22 protein-coding genes are annotated in these 21,570 nt (G+C 37.8%); 8 read left to right on the forward strand and 14 right to left on the reverse strand.

Going from position 1 to position 21,570, the window contains the following annotated elements:
- Positions 1-157 precede the first annotated feature (157 nt).
- The 8 genes from IMO47_RS00190 to acnD all read right to left on the reverse strand — a co-directional run bounded on the left by IMO47_RS00190 (position 158) and on the right by acnD (position 6,851).
- The gene (locus IMO47_RS00190) at positions 158-646 is read right to left on the reverse strand and encodes a hypothetical protein (RefSeq protein WP_227552307.1); all 489 of its coding nucleotides are present in this window, start codon (positions 644-646) and stop codon (positions 158-160) included.
- 211 nt (positions 647-857) lie between these two features.
- Positions 858-1,307, reverse strand: a complete 450-nt coding sequence (locus tag IMO47_RS00195) for a hypothetical protein (protein ID WP_196077047.1) — start codon at positions 1,305-1,307, stop codon at positions 858-860.
- 368 nt (positions 1,308-1,675) lie between these two features.
- Positions 1,676-1,888 carry a hypothetical protein gene (locus IMO47_RS00200; protein ID WP_196077048.1) on the reverse strand — a complete coding sequence of 71 codons (213 nt, stop codon included), beginning with the start codon at positions 1,886-1,888 and terminating at the stop codon, positions 1,676-1,678.
- Between the two features lie 198 nt (positions 1,889-2,086).
- Positions 2,087-2,665 (reverse strand): DUF4126 domain-containing protein, encoded by a 579-nt coding sequence (locus IMO47_RS00205; protein ID WP_196075217.1) that lies wholly within the window; start codon positions 2,663-2,665, stop codon positions 2,087-2,089.
- A gap of 121 nt (positions 2,666-2,786) precedes the next feature.
- On the reverse strand, positions 2,787-2,930 hold the full coding sequence (locus IMO47_RS00210) for a zinc ribbon-containing protein (protein WP_004829882.1): 144 nt from the start codon (positions 2,928-2,930) through the stop codon (positions 2,787-2,789).
- Positions 2,931-3,060: 130 nt separating this feature from the next.
- On the reverse strand, positions 3,061-3,480 hold the full coding sequence (locus IMO47_RS00215) for a type II toxin-antitoxin system VapC family toxin (protein WP_196075216.1): 420 nt from the start codon (positions 3,478-3,480) through the stop codon (positions 3,061-3,063).
- Positions 3,480-3,710: a type II toxin-antitoxin system VapB family antitoxin gene (gene vapB / locus IMO47_RS00220; protein WP_004829886.1), complete on the reverse strand. Its 231-nt coding sequence runs from the start codon at positions 3,708-3,710 to the stop codon at positions 3,480-3,482. Before vapB ends, IMO47_RS00215 begins: the two co-directional genes overlap by 1 nt.
- Positions 3,711-4,232: 522 nt before the next feature.
- Positions 4,233-6,851 (reverse strand): Fe/S-dependent 2-methylisocitrate dehydratase AcnD, encoded by a 2,619-nt coding sequence (gene acnD / locus IMO47_RS00225; RefSeq protein WP_196075215.1) that lies wholly within the window; start codon positions 6,849-6,851, stop codon positions 4,233-4,235.
- Positions 6,852-7,089: 238 nt separating this feature from the next.
- Here acnD and IMO47_RS00230 point away from each other — a divergent pair, with 238 nt between their 5' ends.
- From IMO47_RS00230 to IMO47_RS00240, 3 genes are all read left to right on the forward strand, one after another.
- Positions 7,090-7,812, forward strand: a complete 723-nt coding sequence (locus tag IMO47_RS00230) for a folate-binding Fe/S cluster repair protein (protein ID WP_196075214.1) — start codon at positions 7,090-7,092, stop codon at positions 7,810-7,812.
- Between the two features lie 133 nt (positions 7,813-7,945).
- On the forward strand, positions 7,946-8,437 hold the full coding sequence (locus IMO47_RS00235) for a hypothetical protein (protein WP_196077288.1): 492 nt from the start codon (positions 7,946-7,948) through the stop codon (positions 8,435-8,437).
- A 134-nt stretch (positions 8,438-8,571) separates the two neighbouring features.
- Positions 8,572-9,795, forward strand: a complete 1,224-nt coding sequence (locus IMO47_RS00240) for a TPM domain-containing protein (RefSeq protein ID WP_196077289.1) — start codon at positions 8,572-8,574, stop codon at positions 9,793-9,795.
- Positions 9,796-9,828: 33 nt separating this feature from the next.
- Here IMO47_RS00240 and IMO47_RS00245 read toward each other — a convergent pair whose 3' ends face one another.
- Complete coding sequence (locus IMO47_RS00245) at positions 9,829-11,004, reverse strand: PQQ-dependent sugar dehydrogenase (RefSeq protein WP_196077290.1); 1,176 nt, start codon at positions 11,002-11,004, stop codon at positions 9,829-9,831.
- A 188-nt stretch (positions 11,005-11,192) separates the two neighbouring features.
- Here IMO47_RS00245 and IMO47_RS00250 point away from each other — a divergent pair, with 188 nt between their 5' ends.
- Positions 11,193-12,476 (forward strand): TPM domain-containing protein, encoded by a 1,284-nt coding sequence (locus IMO47_RS00250; protein ID WP_196077291.1) that lies wholly within the window; start codon positions 11,193-11,195, stop codon positions 12,474-12,476.
- 29 nt (positions 12,477-12,505) lie between these two features.
- On the opposite strand, the gene IMO47_RS00255 is transcribed toward IMO47_RS00250, so the two are convergent.
- Positions 12,506-12,751 carry a hypothetical protein gene (locus IMO47_RS00255; RefSeq protein ID WP_196077292.1) on the reverse strand — a complete coding sequence of 82 codons (246 nt, stop codon included), beginning with the start codon at positions 12,749-12,751 and terminating at the stop codon, positions 12,506-12,508.
- Between the two features lie 175 nt (positions 12,752-12,926).
- Here IMO47_RS00255 and IMO47_RS00260 point away from each other — a divergent pair, with 175 nt between their 5' ends.
- The 4 genes from IMO47_RS00260 (at position 12,927) to IMO47_RS00275 (ending at position 15,695) form a co-directional block, all read left to right on the forward strand.
- Positions 12,927-13,184, forward strand: coding sequence for a hypothetical protein (locus tag IMO47_RS00260; protein ID WP_196077293.1), 258 nt, complete (start codon positions 12,927-12,929; stop codon positions 13,182-13,184).
- The gene (locus IMO47_RS00265; RefSeq protein WP_196077294.1) at positions 13,181-13,501 is read left to right on the forward strand and encodes a protein tyrosine phosphatase; all 321 of its coding nucleotides are present in this window, start codon (positions 13,181-13,183) and stop codon (positions 13,499-13,501) included. Before IMO47_RS00260 ends, IMO47_RS00265 begins: the two co-directional genes overlap by 4 nt.
- Before the next feature lie 447 nt (positions 13,502-13,948).
- A complete protein-coding gene (locus IMO47_RS00270) occupies positions 13,949-14,656 on the forward strand; it encodes a DsbC family protein (RefSeq protein ID WP_196077295.1) in 708 nt (235 codons plus the stop codon).
- A 226-nt stretch (positions 14,657-14,882) separates the two neighbouring features.
- A complete protein-coding gene (locus IMO47_RS00275) occupies positions 14,883-15,695 on the forward strand; it encodes a tetratricopeptide repeat protein (protein WP_196077296.1) in 813 nt (270 codons plus the stop codon).
- A gap of 38 nt (positions 15,696-15,733) precedes the next feature.
- Here the strand turns inward: IMO47_RS00275 and IMO47_RS00280 are convergent, their stop codons facing one another.
- The 4 genes from IMO47_RS00280 to IMO47_RS00295 form a co-directional block, all read right to left on the reverse strand.
- A complete protein-coding gene (locus IMO47_RS00280; RefSeq protein WP_196077297.1) occupies positions 15,734-16,657 on the reverse strand; it encodes an AEC family transporter in 924 nt (307 codons plus the stop codon).
- 110 nt (positions 16,658-16,767) lie between these two features.
- Positions 16,768-17,886, reverse strand: coding sequence for an NADH:flavin oxidoreductase/NADH oxidase (locus IMO47_RS00285; protein ID WP_196074976.1), 1,119 nt, complete (start codon positions 17,884-17,886; stop codon positions 16,768-16,770).
- Between the two features lie 19 nt (positions 17,887-17,905).
- A complete protein-coding gene (locus IMO47_RS00290) occupies positions 17,906-20,038 on the reverse strand; it encodes a TonB-dependent receptor (protein ID WP_196074977.1) in 2,133 nt (710 codons plus the stop codon).
- A gap of 33 nt (positions 20,039-20,071) precedes the next feature.
- Positions 20,072-21,370, reverse strand: coding sequence for a carbohydrate porin (locus IMO47_RS00295; protein ID WP_196074978.1), 1,299 nt, complete (start codon positions 21,368-21,370; stop codon positions 20,072-20,074).
- Between the last annotated feature and the right edge of the window lie 200 nt (positions 21,371-21,570).

Below are 21,570 nucleotides of genomic sequence, written 5' to 3' on the forward strand. Positions count from 1 at the left end.
TTAAAAAAAATTTCCCAAATCTGTTAATTAAATGAATTTTTATTGCAGAAATCAGAGCAAAAATGCAAATTTAATTTCTGAATTTGCATTTTTAATCCAGCAGGTCATCATTATTTTATAGTGACGTGTAAGTCTGCCTTTCAGCTGATTAGAATTTTTAATGGGTTTGTTTTACTTGATTGAAAATGTCTTCTAAAGCTGCTCTATCTTGATTTAAGAACGCTGTTAAACTCGTCTTAATCTGCTCAAGTGTACTGTGCTTGATGGCAAATAGCGCTTTATTCTTTCGTATCATTAATCCAAATAATTCACGCTGTGGAATAACCAAGGTAATATTGCTTTCTAACTTAAACTCAAAATCTTCAGTTTTAGCATAAGCATTCAGTGTTATGGTCAAATATTCATTTGATGTAGGATGAATCACCTTAAACATCGTACTAAGACCATCCAGTTGCAATTGTACAACACGTTGGCGTCGCCAACTGATGCTTTCAAATTTCGTCAGTACTTCTGCTATCTCAAGATTACTGATACGTTCCATGTCATGCTCACTGGTATGATTTGGATACTGAATGTGAATTTCAAAATTGCTCATTACTCTATAACGCATACACTTAAAATCTTCTTGTAGTGTAACAATACTCATCAAAAAACATAGAGAACCAGATCATATTTTTAAAACTAAGTTATTTATTTTTAAATGTAAATTGTGAAAAACCTCACTTTTTTTATTCTTTATATGTATCAGGTATATTTTACTCATCGGTCAATTAATTTTAGTGTTTGCATTCATATTGATTGCAAAAAAATCAGGAAGCTTCGACTTCCTGATTTTTGTCAATTTTTTCGATCTGAAATCAGGCTAAACGATGTTCTTGCAACATTTTTTTGTGCATCAATTGTCTGTACTGTTCTGTCATTGCATCAATTTGCCCATTTAAAAAAAGACTGAGTTGTTCTGAAACCTGTGTTTGATTCAAATTCTTATAGAACACATCATATTTCTTTTTACGTGTTAAAAATCCTAAAAACTCTTTACTTTCTACAGTCAATTGAATATTACTATCAATTTGAAAGACGGGTTCAGCTTTACTGGATTGCGTATTGAGTTGGATATGTAAATATAATTCTGTTTCCGTATCTTGTACTGCGAAAAAGATTTCTGAATCAGCAGCTTGAAGTTGAGTCAGAAATAAACGACGCCAGTTAATCGCATAAAATTTTGCCCGAATCTGCTCTATATCTTCAGCTTCAAATGAATCGACTGCTTGTGCCGGCAAACTGATTTCGACATCGAACTTTCTCATTGTTCTCACCTATCCATGTGATGTTGATATTATGATTAATTAATAGCATTTATATCATTGTTTTAAAACAACTATTATCATTATTTTTTAAACTGATCATTTTCAATACAACATGGATCACAACAATCCATCTAAAATCTGAAGTAGTCCATAAAATGCTGCTTGATCTAAAAATTATAGATCTAACATTTAGATGTCCCACTGACTTTTATGATAATAAATCTCAAGCAAATGCGTTTTTTGAGGTTTTCTTTTTCTTGCATCTCTACTGAAATGATAAATCTACGTCATATTTTTAGAATAAGATAAAATCACCCATGCTGCATGGGTGTAATGCTGCAACATGGATGCAGAATGGATTTCAAATTCTAAGCTTCTGGACAGCAGTGTATACACGCTTTTATTTTTTCTCTTGGCCAATTCATTTTAGCCCGCTTTAACGCCAAATCACTGGTCGCAAAAAATCCCAAGAGATTTTGCTGAGTGATATGGGGTAAATAGTTACAGCCTTGGGTAGCATTATGTACTTCATATACCCCATTGGCTTGTGCATTTTGATTGATAATAAATTTGTCCATCATACAGTTTCCCCCTATCTATTCGTCAAATAAACGAATAAATCCATAATTAAGTTATGCCTTATTAATCCCATAATAAAAATATGCCTTTATTGTATAGAAATCAATCTTTTTATTTTTTTTGTTTTTGGATGTCTTCAACACATTTAAATAATTGGTTTTAAAAATTATTTATAGTTTTTTTAATTATCATGTTCATATTTAAACCATTGAATTAAATTTATTTTCTTGTCTCGTTCTCTTCATCCAACGGAATACAAAAATCACCGCAATGATTCCAGCAATCACCACCAAAACAGGAACAATGAGCGATAATACTGAAACCACAATTGCTCCGATCCATTCGCCTGTCGATACGACAGGATTCGCAATACCGCCTGTAGTTGCGGTGGATAATCCCCGAACCGCAACTGTCCCCATTTGTACCGCTGTTGCCGTTCCACCCCCTACAATAATTGCAGCTGCCCAACTGGCAAACTGTGACATTTCACTACTACTCACCGCCATAGTAGTCAGCGTTCCTGCAACCATCGCAGCAGGTGTTGCAATGGTATCCAAGGCATTGTCCACCCAAGGAATATAATACGCACCAATCTCACAGACAGTTGCAACAGCCAAACCCATACATACAGATGGAATTGCCAACCACTCAAAACCTTTCATTGGTTCAAACCATCCCATCAATGATGCAATACTCATCACCAAGAGTGGAACAAACACACGAAAACCGCAGGCTGCACTTAAACCAATCCCGATACATAAGCTCAGAAGTGTTTCCACCATGATGTCTCTACCTGTATTTTCATTATATTTTTCAACTTATTCTTAAATTAACAAAAAAGCCCTATTGGATGATAGGGCTTTTTCTTAAAACTGCGAGTAGCTGTTTTGTTGATGCTGCTTAGGCATTCTTGTTGTTGAATTGATTGCCAAGGCATTTGGTACACGGAGGTAAACGATCTGTACCAATTTCTAAGTAAACACGATGTCCACATTGGACACAAAAATAGAAGCCTGTTCCAGGTTTTTGACCAGCAGTAACCATTTTTGTTCTCCATAGGTTTTAGAAATGGTGAATAAAGTATAGCCAAATTTTGCTGTATGTCTACTGTCTATTTTAAAAAATGATGGTGTCATTTTTGCAAGAAATGATTTCAAGAAAGGCTTTATAAGTTTTATAGGTTTTTTGTGACCCAATTTTCAATTTTAAGTTCAGCAACTCGTAAAAATTCTTTTTCGTTATTGGTAACCATCACCCAATTATTTGCTCTAGCATGTGCTGCAAGCCACAAATCATTATTACCAATGATTTGACCTTTAGCAGATAGATCTTGACGAATATGTGCGTAATGATCAGCTACTTTTTCATCTAGCTCAATAACTTGAATCATTGATGTAAGCTCATCAATCACTTGTAATGCTTTTTCTTTATTTTGACTTTTTTCAGCCCCAAAACGTAATTCGCCTAAAGTAACCACGGAAATTAAGATATTACGGTTGGGTAAATGCTTTTCAAAATGCTGACGAACAATTGCAGGTTGATGTTTTGTGATATAAATACAAATATTTGTATCCAGTAGATATTGTGTCTGCATTAAAACTCTTCTCGTTCTTGAGGTGGTTCATCGACTCTTTCTTCTGCATAAAAGTCATCAGGCATTTGTGCCAATACCTTAAATAATCGATCCGCTGTGATTGGTTTTTCACGCAGTATCACTTCATCGCCACGACGAAAAATTTCAACTTCTTTACCTTCAAAACGAAATTCTTTAGGTAACCGAATCGCTTGACTACGCCCTGTCATAAAAACTTTTGCTGTAGACATAGTTCTACTCCATAGTTTTTTGATATATACCCTAGGATAGGTATTTATTGAGTGTGATTCAATCGAAATTTAAATTCTTGCTTATATAATTTTACCTAAATGATGATTTTATCAATTTAGTGCTTTTTCCAAACTACATCCGATTTTGATGGCGTCTTAACTTGCTTCAACAATCTAATAATCTTCTCAAAAAAGTCTGTATCTTAGGATACACATATTAAAACTCTGGTATTTCAGTATCTTTTATTCAACGCGAATTGATAAAGAGTCTTGTGTCAATTCCAAGAATAGGATCGAACGTACCAGACATTCCGAACTTTGAAATGTCAACTTTATATTCATCCACAAAATTTATAATCATATCACTCTTCAAATAAAAACCCCGCTTAACAGCAGGGTCTTTTTAAAACACTATCAATTACTTTTTTCTTTAATCGCTCACTTTTGCGAAGTCATACTTCTCATCTTTAAAAGAAAAGAATGTCTTCCTTCTTCAAAAGAGGATTAAAAAATGCAACTCAATCAAGCCACGCTGCCTTCCAAGAAATCCTGTGCAAAGCGTTGTAAAACACCACCCGCTTCATAGACATGCACTTCTTCTTCAGTATCCAGACGACAAGTCACAGGAACTTCAATGACTTCACTCTTACCGTCAGCCGTTGCACGCTCAATCACCAAAGTTAAATCTGTGCGTGGCGCAATATTTCCGATCACACTATAAAGTTCAGTACCATCAAGTTTTAGAGTTTTACGATCTGTACCCGTTTTAAATTCAAGCGGTAAAACGCCCATACCGACAAGATTGGTACGGTGAATACGCTCAAAACCTTCAGCAACAATCGCTTCAACCCCTGCAAGACGAACACCTTTGGCAGCCCAGTCACGGCTTGAGCCTTGACCATAATCTTTACCTGCAATGATGATCAATGGCTGCTTACGATTCATATAAGTCTCAATCGCTTCCCACATACGCATCACTTCGCCTTCAGGCTCAACACGTGCTTTAGAACCCTGTTTAATCGTACCGTCAGAACGAACCACCATTTCATTAAACAATTTTGGATTGGCAAATGTTGCACGTTGCGCAGTCAAATGATCACCACGATGCGTTGCATAAGAGTTAAAGTCTTCTTCAGGTACACCCATTTTATGAAGATACTCGCCTGCTGCAGAATCCATCATGATGGCATTCGATGGCGACAAATGATCCGTGGTAATGTTGTCAGGTAAAATTGCCAGTGGACGCATATTCGATAGTGTTCTTGGCGCAGCGAGCGCACCTTCCCAATACGGCGGGCGACGAATATAAGTACTTTGCGGACGCCAATCATATAACGGGCTTTCAGACTTTTCAGCCACGCCTAAATCAAACATTGGAATATAGACTTTGCGGAACTGTTCTGGTTTAACTGATTCTTTCACTAAAGCATCAATTTCAGCATCCGATGGCCAAATGTCTTTTAAATAAACCGGATTACCGTCTTTATCATTCCCCAATGCATCCGTTTCGATATCAAAACGAATTGTCCCTGCAATTGCATAAGCCACAACCAGTGGTGGTGAAGCCAAGAATGCCTGTTTAGCATATGGGTGAATACGACCGTCAAAGTTACGGTTCCCCGAAAGTACCGCCGTTGCATACAAATCGCGGTCAATAATTTCTTGTTGAATCTTTGGATCTAAAGCACCTGACATGCCATTACAGGTCGTACATGCATACGCCACAATCCCAAAGCCCAGCTTTTCTAAATCATTTAATACACCCGCTTCTTCAAGGTATAAAGCTGCAGCTTTAGAACCTGGAGCAAATGATGATTTCACCCAGGGTTTACGTGTTAAACCCAATTCATTTGCTTTACGTGCCAGTAAACCTGCGGCAACCGTGTTACGTGGATTAGAGGTATTGGTACAAGAGGTAATCGCCGCAATAATCACAGCACCATCCGGCATTAAACCTTGGGCTTCCTGAGCTCGTGCAGCCTCCAGATTACCAGCAATCCCTTTTTCTTTAAGCTCTGCTGTAGATACACGTGCATGTGGATTTGATGGACCTGCAATGTTGCGTGTCACAGTAGAAAGATCAAAACGCAGTACACGAGGATAATCCGCTTGTTTCATACCCGATGCCCAAAGACCGATTTCTTTGGCATAGGTTTCAACCAATTTGATTTGATCCGCTTCACGACCTGTCAAGGTTAAATAATCAATGGTATTTTGGTCGATGTAGAACATTGCCGCTGTTGCGCCATATTCAGGTGTCATGTTCGAAATCGTTGCACGATCTCCAACAGACATACTGTCTGCCCCCTCACCAAAGAATTCTAAATATGCCCCGACCACACGTTCTTTACGTAAAAATTCTGTCAATGCTAAAACGATATCTGTTGCAGTGATACCGGCTTTACGTTGCCCAACCAACTCTACACCAATAATGTCAGGCAGACGCATCCATGATGCACGGCCAAGCATGACATTTTCAGCTTCCAAACCACCGACACCGACAGAAATTACCCCCAGGGCATCGGTATGTGGTGTATGTGAGTCTGTACCAACACAGGTATCAGGGAAAGCAACACCGTCACGATTTTGGATCACTGGAGACATTTTCTCCAAGTTGATTTGATGCATGATGCCGTTCCCTGCGGGGATAACATCGACATTTTCAAACGCAGTTTTAGTCCACTCAATAAAGTGAAAACGGTCTTCGTTGCGGCGGTCTTCCACAGCACGGTTTTTCTCAAAAGCATCGGGATCAAAACCACCGTATTCCACGGCCAATGAGTGGTCAACAATCAACTGTGTGGGAACAACAGGATTCACCTTTGATGGATCCCCTCCTTGGTCTGCAATTGCATCACGTAAACCCGCAAGGTCAACCAAAGCGGTTTGTCCAAGAATGTCATGGCACACGACACGAGCTGGATACCATGGAAAATCGTGATCTTGCTTGCGATGGATTAATTCTTTGAGTGACTGTTCAAGAATGGCTGGATCACAACGGCGTACCAATTGTTCAGCCAATACTTTTGACGTGTATGGAAGTTTTGCATATGCGCCTTGCTGGATGTCTTCTACGGCTTGACGCACATCGAAGTATTCGAGCTGGGTACCTTGCAGGGGTTTACGATAATTTTTATTCATTGCGTTTGTGCCTCTTGCATCGTTTTGTACTGCGTGTCTAATGCTTGGCATAGTACACTGTCGAAAACCCATTTCCCAAATCGTTTATATTTCATAAGCTTAGATATAAAAACAGGGGTTTTAGAAATATTTAGTAACAACTTCATTAAAATATTTGCACTAAAACTGCTTTTTTTTGAAAAATAGCGGAAAATAAGCTTAATTCTTTAGTATTAGATTTAAGACAAGCGAGCAATTCATGAGCGATCTAGCTTTCTCCTCTTTTACCTTGACCGGTGTTGATGCAGTCAAGTTTTTACAAGGTCAAGTGACTGTAAATGTAGAAAATTTAGCTGAAAACGTGAGCCAATATACGGCAATCTGTGATTTGAAAGGTCGAATTCATTTTGGCTTGTGGTTAAAAAAGATTAATCCTGAACATCTAGAAATTGTAACCACACAAGATCAAGCCGAAGAGTTTGCTCAGCATATTAAAAAATATGGCGCTTTTTCGAAAATGAAACTGGAATTAGTTGGGCAGGTTTTTCCCACACTTAACGGTTCAACGACAGACTTTTCTGCCACAGAAACAGATATTAACGCTTGGGAAATCTCAGCAATTCAAAATGGTCAAGCCTATATCAATAAAGACATTCAAGGCTTATTTCAACCTCAGGAATTACGTCTGCACCAACGACAAGGGATCAATTATGACAAAGGTTGTTACCTGGGTCAGGAAGTGATTGCACGTCTATGGTTTAAAGCAAAACCGAAAGCTTGGCTACATGTCATTCAAGGTACTGGTGATGTCCCTGCTGCTGCTGAACAATTGAACAAAGGTGTTCAAGTCGTAAACAGTGCAGCCTTTGAAAATGGCTATATCGCACTTGTGGTTGCCCGCCCTGATGCTTTAGCAGAGTTGGACGTGACTGTTTTAGATTTACCTGAGCATTTGAGTGGTGATGTTGCTAGACCACAGTAATCATTTAATTTTTAGATAAAGATGACGTTAATCACGTTATCTTTATGCTTTTTCATTATATCTCTACTTAAAAAATCTTTTGATTTATTATAAAATGATCAAAATCATTATATTAATTTAACTTTTTATAACCATGAATCAGAGTTTTCAAGACTCCAAACATAAATTTATCGCCTTATATTATGGTATTTCTGCCATCGTTGGATTGGTCTTGATTACCTATCAACTCTTTACCAATCCCTTTCATATTCTAGTCTTCGTCTTATATGTCTTAATTTACATTCAACTGGTTTTTATGTTGTTTGGTGCACTTCAATATTGGGACAAAAGACAGACAGGTTTAAAAATCTTGTTTTGGATTTCTTTAAGTTTAATTCCAGCATTTTATACACCTTTGATTGCCTATATTCCCAAAATTACCTCAGGTTTGTTTATTTATTTCGAAACTGGCTTCGGTGCAAGTGGAGCTGGATTTGATGTATTCGTCTTCTACAATACAACTCTAAGAATTTTTAACGAACAATTTTGGCGTATTGGTATTAATTTAATTGAATTTTTTATATTCTTACATTTTTTAAATTTAGCCAAGGCACAAAATATTTCATTATCGCCTTTTAGACATTAGATATGCATTCATAGGAAAATTTTAGCTTAAACAATTTTCCCTACTTCAATCATCACAATACATTGGTTATTGAATAAACTGAACGAGATTAATCTCAATTTTAATACAACAAAATGAATAGATACCTTCAAACCATGACACCCCAAAGAATCATCATATTACTTCTAGTCAGTATCTTGAGTATCTGTAGTCATGCACTGTCGCCTGAACTATTACAGCAACTCAAACAAGAGCATATCGTTGATACGACTCATACCCTAGACCACAATCAAATCGAAGCATTAAAAAATCAAAATAGACAGCTTTATCAGCAGAAAAATATTGATTTCAAAATATTAATGATCCCTACGATTGGAGACACATCGATAGAACAATATGCTGAACAAGTCTTTAATGAAATTAAAATAGGCAATGCTAAACTTGATAATGGTTTATTGCTCGTCGTGTCTAAAGATGACCGAAAAATGCGCTTTGAGGTTGGCTATGGCCTGGAAAGTGATTTGACAGATGTGCAAATGGGGCGAATGATTCGCAATACTCTCGCACCAAATTTTAAAAACAATGATTATTATCAGGGTTTTTCTCAAACCCAGAAAATGCTTTTCAACCAAAATATCTCACTGAAAAATGTAGACGCAGAAAATCCAGAAATTGTTTTCAATCTCACCTTTTATGGTTACCTGTTTCTTTCCATTTTGCTTTGTATTCCAATGTATTGGGTCTATACCAAACTGGTTGTCAAACTCGGTACTGGAGGCGGATTAGCAGCCTTTGTCGCCTTTTTTATGTTAGAGATATTTATTCATCTATTGATTTTTTCTTATTTAAATCTTGCTAATCTAGGCTTCTTTTTGAGTGCGCTTATTCCAGTATATGCACCATTTTTAATTGCCGTCTGCATACCTAAAGATCAAAACCATAAAGTGTTGAAATGCATTTTGTATAGCCTTCCGCTTCAAATTTTTTCAATCTTTGGATTAGGTAGTTTCTATCTGGTCGATTTCATCCCTGCAACTGCATTTTTTCTATTGAAATGTTTAGCTATCTGCTTAATTTTAATCTTTTTACGTTATCTCCAATTTTTGTATCGCTTTAAACATCGTACTGAAAATCAATATTTAACAACTTACTACAATCAATATCTCAGAGAAAAAGAGCGACAAAAGGCACGTGAGGAGGCTTTTGAAAGAGTTCAGGCGTTACGGAAAAACTCCAATTCAGACAATAATTACTCATCAAATCATCATTCATCCTTTGATGGTAATCTAGATTCATCTTCTAGTAGCAGTTCATCCACCAATGATGAACGAGATTCAGGCGGCAGTTCAGGTGGTGGTGGTGCATCAGGTTCATGGTAAGTATTAATGTGCTTAAAATGTGATGGAGGAAGATTATTTCCTCCTCACATAATAAATTACACCGCCTTTATCATCGGAGAAATAAAATGAATTTTCATCAATTCGATAGATATCAGCAGGTCGAGCATAGACATTTTTTCCCACTAAAAAACCATCCATAAAGGTCTCCAATTTTTGTCCTTTACGCATAATTGCAATTTTGTAGCCATGACCAATTGATGCATCTGTAGCACCATGTAAAGCGACCAAAAAAGAATTTTTAATACTGTCATCCGTATCTGGATGATCAAAATAATCAAAGCCAAGTGCAGATGAATGCGCAGGGAAATAGGCGTAAGGTGTTAATACATTTTTACAGCCAGATGAACGTTTGAATTTTGGATCTGCAAAAATTTTACCATTCGACGAATAGCAGGACGGCCAACCATAATCAGCATCACGTTTGAGGGCATAAAAAGTTTCATCAGGCTTATTTTTACCTAAATGGTCTGCCCCCTGATTGGTGGCAAATAGCACTTTACCTATCCATTTCAAACCCACGGCATTACGTAAGCCTTGGGCGAAAATCTTTTGTTCTGAGCCGTCAGGGTTCATTTCTATCACTGTTGCTCGAACTTGCTCTTTTTCAACACATGCATTGCAACTAGAGCCAACTGAAACATAAATTTTTCCATTGCCCCCTACAGCAATTGTCCGTGTTAGATGCCAACCACCATATTTGTAGCTTAAGCCATAGTCTGGAAAAGTAGCTAAAACTTCAGCTTTAGCCGTGGGTTTGGTTTCACCTTGGGTAAACTTACGTCGAGTGAGTTGGTCAGTTTCAGCTAAATATAACCAATCTTGCCCTGTATCATCTGTATAAAACTGAATCGAATTTGGATTTTTCAAACCAGTCATATAAGGAATTATTTTGCCAAATCGACCTGTTTCAGCATTCCATTGATCCAAAATATAGATGATGCCTTTTTTATTATCAGACAAATCATGCATATCGGTGACAAACATTCTGCCGTCAGGTGCTTTTGTAAAAAAACGGACTCGTTTTAAGCCTTCAGCAGCAGGAATAATTTCAAAATTTGCCGGTAAATTTAAAGAAAAGCGCTTTCCATTTTTCAAGTTGATTTGATGTGATACTAGCTTTGGCTGTTGAGCTAAAACTGTCATTGGACAAATTAAACATAATAATAAGATTGACAGTATTTTGTTCATTTTTGATACTTCTCAGTTCATCTTATGAAGAAACAGCTTCTTTTTTGATATTATACAACTTAAATGATGAATACATAGTCAAAGGCTTCTGAGAAAATCGACATGGACAATTCTTTCATTTGTAAAAACTCTTTTACCCATACCTCTCTCCATTTAGAATTCACTCAATAACTTAAAAAACATAAAATATGCATCTATCCAATAAAGCCATTTATCAACAGTTCATTCTTTTAGCATTGAGTTTATTGTTAAGTATTAGCAGTCATGCCCTATCACCACAAATTCTAGAAGAATTAAAGAAAGACCATATTTTAGATACCACGCAGACATTGACTACCGCTGAGATTGAAAAGCTCAAGCAGAACAATGAAGTTATTTTTAAACAAAAAAAAATCGACCTTAAAATTTTAATGATTTCCTCTTTAAGTGGCGAGCCAATCGAAAACGCGGCACGTGATGTTTTCAACACCATCAAAATTGGGAATGCTCAACAAGATAATGGTGTGTTGTTATTGATTGCCAAAAATGATCGAAAAATGCGAATTGAAGTGGGTTATGGTTTAGAGGGCGATCTAACAGATATAAAATCTGGTCGCATTATTCGAAATATTCTCGCACCGCATTTTAAAAATGATGAATACTATACAGGCATTGCACTCGCACAGAATGAAATTGGTCAATCGCCCAACTTAGCAATCGAGGTTGCCAATCATCAACAAAAAGCTGAAGAGCAGCCGCCAGCCATTACTTCAACTCAAAACACTTATCAATATCCAACACAACCAGAAAATCCACATGTCATACATCTAGACCAGCCTTCAAAGAATTTCATCAATTATTTCATTGTTTTTATTTGGAATATTATGGTGAGTTGTATTTTAGTCATCTATTTTGCGCCAATTTATCAAACGCTTAAAAAACAGCAAATCAGAATCAAAGGAATTCCTTTATTTATGATCGTGTTTTTACCTATTCACCATCTATTCTGTTGGATTGTTACAGGATTAAATTTCTTTTTGCTTTTTGGCTTATATGCCTTAGTCCTTTGGATGGTGGTCAAATTTAATCATTATCAAAATATTTATAAATGGCTGAAATTATCGGCTTTACCTAAAAAGATTCCTAAAAAATTCGCTATTTTATTCATTGGCATTCCAATCATATTGGCATTTATTTTGCCAAACATTTGGATTCCCGTATTGATGTTTTTTATTTTCTGCCCATTTATCCTGCTTTTGATCTGGGCACTGATTTATTCGATAGCCAAACCTTATCAACGCTATTATCCAGCTGAATATCAAGAATGGTTTAAAGAAACACCTTCAACCTTTGCACGTTCATCATCCTATTCAAGCTCTTCGTCAAGTTCATCGAGCAGTCGCTCATCTTCTTCTGGCTCAGGCTCATCATCGAGTAGCGGGAGAAGTTCAGGCGGTAGCTCAGGTGGTGGTGGCGCATCAGGCTCATGGTAATCCATATTGAGCCTGAGAGCCTGTTTTACCTAAAAGCCATGAAATAACTTATTCATGTCTTTACATACATATTCTTTAAAGTGAAAAGCACGCGCATGTTTTGCATCAAACTTTGCAGTTAACCCATCTTTTTCAAATAGATAAACACGATCATCTTTGCTCACTAAAAACTCACCGCCCAACTTTATTAGCAAAGCATCAATCTTGTCTTCTTCAGCAATACTTTCGTCCTGACTAATTTTGTCATAATTCCGCTTAATCGCTTTAATAAACATGGTGTTCTCGTTACTTCAATTTAATGACAATTATAACGTTACCATTCATTTAAGTCTGTTCAAATTGCTGATGAGCACATCCATGCAACTTGTCTGAATGAATCATTACTCATAAAATAAGCCAACCATGTGTTATCGCGGCTGCTGAACCCGATTAACTCATGAGTTTTACCCTATGGATATTCCATCACAATTATTTGCAAACGATTTAAACAGAAACCGCGCTTGGAGACGTAAAGTCAAATTTTTACATCGTGGTCGAGATTGCAGGCATGGCTCTACCCTGTGGAAACCTGAAAAAGACTGGAAAATGCTTTGGAATAGATCATTAAAACGCTCTCGCTCCAAACAGCTTGGGATTGAGTATCCTCGTATTTCCTCTTCAAAAAGACGAAAACAAGCACACTATGATTTTTGGATGATCACAGATTGAATAGCCTTTTTATATGTAGTCGTAATCAATGGCGTAGCCCCACTGCCGAGCGTGTCTTTGCAGTGGGCTATGGACTTTCCACTCGTTCTGCTGGAACCAGTAAACATGCCAAGCATACCGTTTCACTCAAAGACATTGTCTGGGCAGATATGATTTTTGTCATGGAGCAGAAGCATAAACAAAACATCAAAGAAAAATTTGCTCAGCAACTCCAACACAAAAAAGTGGTAGTTTTGGATATTCCAGATGATTTTCCCTATATGGATGAAGAATTGATTGAGATATTAAAAGACACAATGCTGCCTTATTTGCCTTAAATAAAAATAAATTAGAAAAGTGCTGTCATTTGGCTGCTTAAAAAGTTTAATTTATCTTTTGCTGCATTTTATATTTGCAATCATCAATTGATCATCAGCAGTTTGAAGCTGACATCTTCCCCTATCGCATCCATTCAACGGATTGAGTTCAGTATCGTTAATACAACAGGTAGAAAAGGTTCTATGAGACATTTCCAAATTGTGCAGCATACTGGAAAATGTTCCATGAAATTCAAATTCAGCAGTAATTGAGTTTAAAAGTGGAATCTGAAACAGAGTTAAATCAATATATTGGGCAATTACAACAGCAACTGGCACAACACGGGATCTACAGCTTTTTAAAAAATAAACGGCACATTTAAATTAGATATTTCAATTACATGATCTCAATATATTTTTAGCCCTGATTCAGTGCACAATATCGGCATTATTATTTTGAGCTTTATCATGAAAATCTGGTTATCTCTTTTGAGTTTAAGCATTTTTAGCTTTACTTCTGCACATGCTGACATCAAAACATTAGAACAAAATTTAAAAACTCAGTATCCTGAAATTGAAGTGAAATCTGTACAGAACTCACCGATCAAAGATGTTTATGAAGTCTATATGGGTGGTCGTATCGTCTACACCAATGAGGAAGCAAAATATTTCTTTGTCGGCAATTTAATTGATTTAAAAGAACAAAAAAATCTGACTGCCGAACGTGAACAAGTTTTAAAAAGTATTGATGTTAAAGCGCTGCCTTTAAAACAAGCCATCAAACATGTCAAAGGTAAAGGCGAACGCACTATTTATGTGTTTAGTGATCCCGATTGTCCTTATTGCCAACATCTTGAAAAAGAATTAAAGAATATCGACAACGTGACGATTTATTTATTCTTGTACCCAATCACACGTTTACATCCAAACGCTGAACAAGTATCGCAACAAATCTGGTGCTCTAAAAACCCATACCAAGCATGGCAAGATTATACCATTGATAAAAAACAGCCAACTCCAACCAAGTCTTGTAGTACCCCTGTTGAAAAGAATATCGCCTTGGCTAAAACGCTGGGTGTAGATGGTACTCCAACATTCTTCTTACAAGATGGCTCACGTATTTCAGGTGCACGTGATGCAGGTGAAATTGAGTTATTGTTAAAAGCGGTTAAATGATTTATAAAACGCGTAGTAAGATATTTCTTGATCTCCTACGCAACAATAACTTTAAAATCTGCTTAATTTATGCTTATCTATAAAAAATCTAAAACATAAATGCACCAAGCTATACAATTGGAATGTTTACATTCATAATTTTCAAATTATGATTAAAAAAGCCATCCACCCGTTCTACCACTATAAATGGAATTATGTTGAAATTAAAATCAGGTACAGTTTCAAAATGAAAAAAACACTTATTGCCACTCTTCTAAGTTTATCTTGTATTTCAGCATTTGCTGCGGATGCACCTAAAACTAATGTTGATCCTGCTTTTGCAAAAGCACAAGAACTCATTCAAGCAAAAAACTATCCTGCAGCCTATCAAGAACTCGAACGTCTCGCTAAAACAGGCAATGCGCAAGCTTTATATAACTTAGGCTATTTAACTCAAACTGGGCAAGGTACTGCCAAAGATGATAAAAAAGCATTGAAATATTATCAGGATGCTTCAGCAAAAGGCTATCCAGTCGCAAGTTATGTTTTGGCTCAAAGCTACGCTGTAGGACAGTTAGGCTTAAGCAAAGATGAAAAGAAAGTGCGTGAATATCTCGAGAAATCATCATCTCAAGGTTTTGATGATGCGACAGTGGAATTAGCCGTTTTATTATTTGCCGAAGGTACGCCAGCATCAGACAAGTTGGGTTTACAGAAACTTGATCCTTTAGTGAAAAAAGATTTTGCCCCTGCGATTCATGCCAAAGCCCTGTATGACATCACGGATGGTTTGAAAAAGAAAAATGCGACCACAGTGAACCAGGGACTGAATGCAATTCAAAACTTAGCCAAGAAAGGCTATATTCCTGCATTAATGGCTGTTGGAAATATGCTGACCAATGGCAATATCATTGATCAAAACTTGCCTGAAGCGCAAAAGATTTTCGCTGAGCTAGCAAAAAATAATGTGCCTAAAGCAAAAGAATCTCTAGAAGTGGTCAATAAATTGATTGCTGAAAAGGCTAAAGCACCAGCAAAAACGGCACCTGCGAAAAAATAATGATTCAAATCCAAAAGCACACGATAAAGCGTGTGCTTTTACCACCATACACCAATCAATACACTGACAACAATAAAACTCAAAAAAGTACTTATCATCAGAGGCGTCAGCGCTTTTTCATTCAAACCATAGACTTGTCCAAAGATCCCAAATAAAGATGGCATGGGTAACGCTGCAATCAAAGTACCCGCATAAATCATTTTTTGATCCAAATCTGTAAAATTGGCAAGCCCCAAATAAACCAAGAGCGGCATACAGATATTTTTTGAGATCACCAGATAAATGGTTTGCAGATTAAAGGATTGAATGGTCAGTCCGACCATTCCACCACCAATGATAAAGAGTGCCAGTGGCGAAGCTGTTTGTCCAAGCATGGCAAAAACAGCATCCAATAGATGTGGAATCTGGATATTGAAAACTGCGCAACTCATACCGATCATTACCGATAGGAATAACGGATTTTTAAGTAAAGTGATAAAAGTTATTTTTAGAATAGCCGCTAAGTTAGCTTGCCGTTGACGTCCAATTTCTGCCAGAGTCAGCATTAGCGGCACCAGAAAAACACTTTCGATGATCACCACCAAAGAGATGTAAATCATGGCTTCATTACCCATCAGCAACGTTAAAATTGCAGCACCCAACAATCCTGTATTAGACATGGATGCACCCAGGGAAAATACCGAGGCATGGGTAAAATGATTTTTAAAAATTTTCTGCCCAACCAAGAAAGCCAGAATAAATAAAGCAAACGTGACACTGGCATAGACGAAGAAATATGCTGGATACCAAATTTCATGCAGATCTTTTGAAGCTAATCCATGCAGGAGTAAAGCAGGTAAAGCAATTTTGATTACAAAAGCACTCAAGGCTGTGATTTGCGCTTTGCTTATCAATTGAATTTTGACAGAGATAAAACCCAGAAATAATAGAAAAAATACTGGAAAAATTACCGAAAAAATCATTTAAACCGTTCCTTTTCCAGAACTCGTAAATAAAGATATATCCTAGAATATATCTTTGATAAATTTAAATACTTTAAAAGAATAATAGATTCAGTAAAACTGTGATTTCATCAGTATGCTGAAAACAAATCCTTTATTCCATGAGGTTGACAACGTAAATATTGAGGTGCTATTGAGATTTTAGCCCCCAGTTTTGCGGCTGCATGCCAAGGCCAGCGTGGGTCATATAAGATTGCTCTTGCCAATGCAACCGCATCTGCCTCACCCTGCTGAAGAATCTGTTCAGCCTGTTCCGCTTCCGTAATTAACCCTACCGCAATCACTGGAATATTCACTTGTTTTTTAATTGCATTGGCGAAAGGCACCTGATAGTTTGCACCAATCTTAATGTCTTGTTGGGCATGTAAACCACCTGAGGAAACATGGATATAAACTGCTCCCAATTGGGCCAAGGCTTTAGATAAACCAATACTCGACTCAATATTCCAACCATTTTCCGCATCCATCCAATCAGTCGCAGAAAGGCGTACACCAATAGGATAATTGGCAGGCACTGAATTTCGAATCGCTTGAAAAACCTCTAAAGTTAAGCGAATACGATTTTCAAAACTGCCTCCATATTGATCTGTACGAAAGTTCGACAGTGGTGACATAAATTGATGCAGTAAATAGCCATGGGCTGCATGGATTTCAATCAATGAAAATCCTGCCTCAACAGCACGGATTGCAGCCTGAGCAAAATCATCAATGATGGTTTGTATTTCTTCAAGTGTTAAGGCATGTGGTGCAACATCTTCAACATTGAACGCAATGTCACTGGCAGAAACTGTCTGCCAACCATGCTGATGATCTGCTGCAATTTGACCTTTACCCAACCATGGTTTATCCGTTGAAGCTTTACGTCCTGCATGTGCAAGCTGTACCGCAAAAGGTGTGGGCGCAATCGTTTTTACTTTATTCAACAACGCCTTAATTTGATCTCGCTGTGTATCATTCCATAAGCCAAGATCAGCATAGCTGATTCGGCCCTGTGCTTGAACAGCAGTCGCTTCGACAATACACAAACTTGCACCAGACAAAGCATAATTTGCCCATTGCTGCTCATGCCAATAAGTGACCTCACCTTGATCTGTTGCAGAATATTGACACATGGGGGCAATAATTATTTTATTGCTCAGTGAAAGTGAGCCAAATTGAATGGATTCAAATAACTTCGGTGGAGCAGACATAAATTATTTTCCCAGCGAATTAAAATTGTTTGGTGATGCTTAAACCGGCACTCCAGTTAATACCATCTGCAGGTTCAAAGAATCGCCCATTGCCATCATTCACAATGACAGAACCCACATAGTTTTTGTCGAATAAATTATCTACCCGAGCAAAACTACGAACTTTCCAATCTTTGTTTTTCCAGATATAACCGACATTTAGGCTGGTGACTGTATAACTTGGTGCAGTATCTGTATTGAGATCGTCAACATAGATTTTATCCATATAACGAACATCAACCCCGGCATTCAAACCACTTTCAGGAAGCCAACCAAATCCAACAAAGGCTTGGTTTTTAGCAATACCAGGAATGTAATTTCCACTATGGATAACTTTTTTAGGGTCTGAGTTTGGAATGTCTGCATCAAATGTTGCATCGAGGAAACTATAACTGGCCTGTGCTGTGACATCTTTCCACAACTTTTTATTCCAAGACAGTTCAACGCCCTGACGCAATGTCTTGTCCGCATTTTGATAGGTTGCTCGACCATCCACTGATCCAGCAGAAACAATATCATCTCGTGTATTGCTTTGGAAAACTGCAGCCGTAAAATTACCCCATTGATTTTGTGCCTTTAAACCCAGTTCATAGTTATCACTGGTCGAAGGTTTCAGTGCAAAATTAATGCCCGAAGTTCCACTGATCGGATAAGCCATTTCGGTAAAAGTCGGTGTCTCAAAACCTTTGGCATAGCTGATATAACTGCTGATCTCCGGGGTAATTTCCCATGTCAATGCAGCAGATGGAAGCAACTTGTTATAATCTGTTTGACCACTGTCATCGCCATTAGAGCCAGTAATGTAATGATCTTTAGATTGGTAATGGACATTGCTGTAACGCAATCCTGTGTCTACACGTAATGTCGGTAAAAATTGCCAAGACGCCTGAAGATAAGGGTCTAAATTCCATAAAGTATTTCGTTCATCACGACGTAAATTACCTTTTACACCATAATGCGGCTTATTATTATCTAAAGTAAAGTTTTCATAGCCTTGGCGATCTTCATTCATGGCATCATAAGCAAGCCCTAAACTGATACGCGTGTTCGGCAAAAGCTCTTTACCTGTCCAACGTAAATCTGCACCATAAAAATCTCTGGAAAAATCAATAACACCACCTGCATGGCGAGGGTTCTTTTGAGCAGAACTTGGAATAGATTGATATTGTGTGACCTCCCGGTGACCTAAATAAACCATCGAATAGATTTCATTCTGGTCGTTGATGGGTTTGGTCCAATTGATCCCTGTTTGTGTCTGATTAATATCTTTACGGACATTATATTCGTTTTTACTGTCATTGACCTGTTTTGGATTCTGCTTCCACTGACTCCGATTGAGACCTTGTGGGTCATCCGCATGAATATCGACATAATTGGTGATCCAGTTAATTTTTGAGCCATCATCCAAATCCCAAGTGAGTTTGGCATTACTCAATGTTTTTCGTGCCGCGCTATGATCACGATAGCCATCGGTATCAAAATACGAAGAACTAATCACATAACTTGGCTCATTGGCTTGATCCGCACCCCCTTGTAAAACAATATCAGCACGCCCTTTATTGTTACTTCCGCCTGAGTATCCCAACTCAACCGAATCACGTCCTGTTCCCTCTTTGGTCGTGGTGAGAATTGTCCCCCCTGATGAATTTCCATAGAGGGATGAAAAAGGTCCACCCAACACTTCAATATGATCCAAACTGCTTAAGTCAATATTCGAGGTTTGACCTTGCCCATCGGGCATGGTTGCGGGAATACCATCTACATACAAACGGATACCACGCACGCCAAAGGTAGAGCGCGCGCCAAAGCCTCGCATCGACAGTTGTAAATCTTGTGCATAATTTTCACGGTTATTCAGTTGTAAACCTGGAATACCTTTAAGGGTTTCAGTGAGGTTTACACCCATATTATTTTGATTTTGTTGTTGGTCTATACGATAAACAGAAGCAGGGGTATTGAGTACGCTGGTATCTGAGCGTGTTGCTTCAACTTTAATGGTAGGTAGTTGCTGAGTGGAATCCTGAGATTCCGATTCAGCATAAATGTTCTGGGAAATACAGACTGTTAAACAAAGTAGTGTGGTATTAATTTTTAAATGTTTCACTCTTTGCATCTAGGTTTCCTCGGATGACTGTAGAAAATAGTTTTAGAAAATAATTTTAGACCCCAAGCCAATGACCAATGCATTGTCAACCTGATTGGTTGCACCAGGATGCACCACATACTGTACTAAAGGACGAAGCATGAACCATTTGGCTGGGTAATAGGAGTAATTTAACTCAATATTATACTCTGCATCTTCATTCAGCTGTCTTAAATTTGTGCCTAAGCGACTATTATTCACATAATCCGTATAGCGATCATTCAAATGTACTCTATTCACAGCTAAACCTAGAATATCATTGGGCTGACTTTCAAATAACCCATAATACTTTAAACCCAGTTGTTGTGAATCACTGACGGCCGTTGTCGTTCGATCATGTACTGTGAAATTACCAAAACTATGCAGACCTCGTTTACCCTCGCCTATTGAAGTCAATTGCTGTTCAAAGGCAATCCATCCCCCATATGTACGGTCTTCAGCTTTGGTCCCTGCTTTATAAGCCACATCGTACTGATTTTTAGCTTCATCAGCAGTATTGTATAAAGTACCAAAACGGTAACTGCCTGGTAAATCATTGAAGCCTTTCTTTGGAGACCACACCACTTCTGAAAGAATATTTACACCATCAGCATGCTTTGTATCCAGATTCCAGCCTTGACGCTCCAAAGCATTCTCTGGGTTATATTCAAAAACACCGACTTGTGCGAATAACTCTGGATTGATTTGATACTTCAAGCGTCCGCCCCATTGCGACACAGGTGTGTTATACCAAAGCTTACCTTGCCATTTACCCATTTGTGCAGCACAAAATGCATTGCCTTGAAAATCACAAGCCATGGTATTGAATTCAGTACCCAAACCCATTCGTCCTACACGAATACTCAAGCCTTGTTCTTTAAAGTTCTTTTCAATATAGAGCTCACTCAAACGGCTACCTGAATTACCTCGCCCCCAATTGGCTTGAGAGTTTGCCCACTGTGGTGCATCGGGTGCCTGAATCCCTCTCAATGACGTGCTTTCACCTTGGCGTGCCGTAACTAAAGCACGAATCGTGACATCATTCCAACCTGCCAATTTCCCCATATCCAAAGTAGTTCCAAGACCAAACTGGGTAGCAAAAGTTGGTGCTTGATGCGCGTCATAACCTCCATCAGCAAGATATGAACCATCCATGGCAATCGTACCATCGAACTTCATCCCCTTTTCAGCCAGTTCAGTACGTGTGCCATTCCAGTCCCCTGTCAGGGTGGATGCATGCACATCAAAAGCATCTTCTGCCGATGCAAGGGAGATCATGGTAAATGTAGAGATTGCCACTAAAGGATAAGCAATTTTTTTCATGGTGAAGCCTAATTTAAAGCTAAGTGCATAAGGATAAACTTGTGAATCTCAAATGCTTGATCTCCATAAAACCATTAGAAAAACCAAGCTTTAAAATTACAATCACGCCTAAAATACTGTGGGTAATCCAAATTATTTTGGAGATTATTCACTAGAAATTTACACATTTTTTTACATATAACTATCAGATATTTTTTATC

Origin of the sequence: Acinetobacter sp. Res13-Abat-PEC15-P4-01, from assembly GCF_015676285.1 — a bacterium.
GTDB classification, from domain to species: Bacteria; Pseudomonadota; Gammaproteobacteria; order Pseudomonadales; family Moraxellaceae; genus Acinetobacter; species Acinetobacter nematophilus.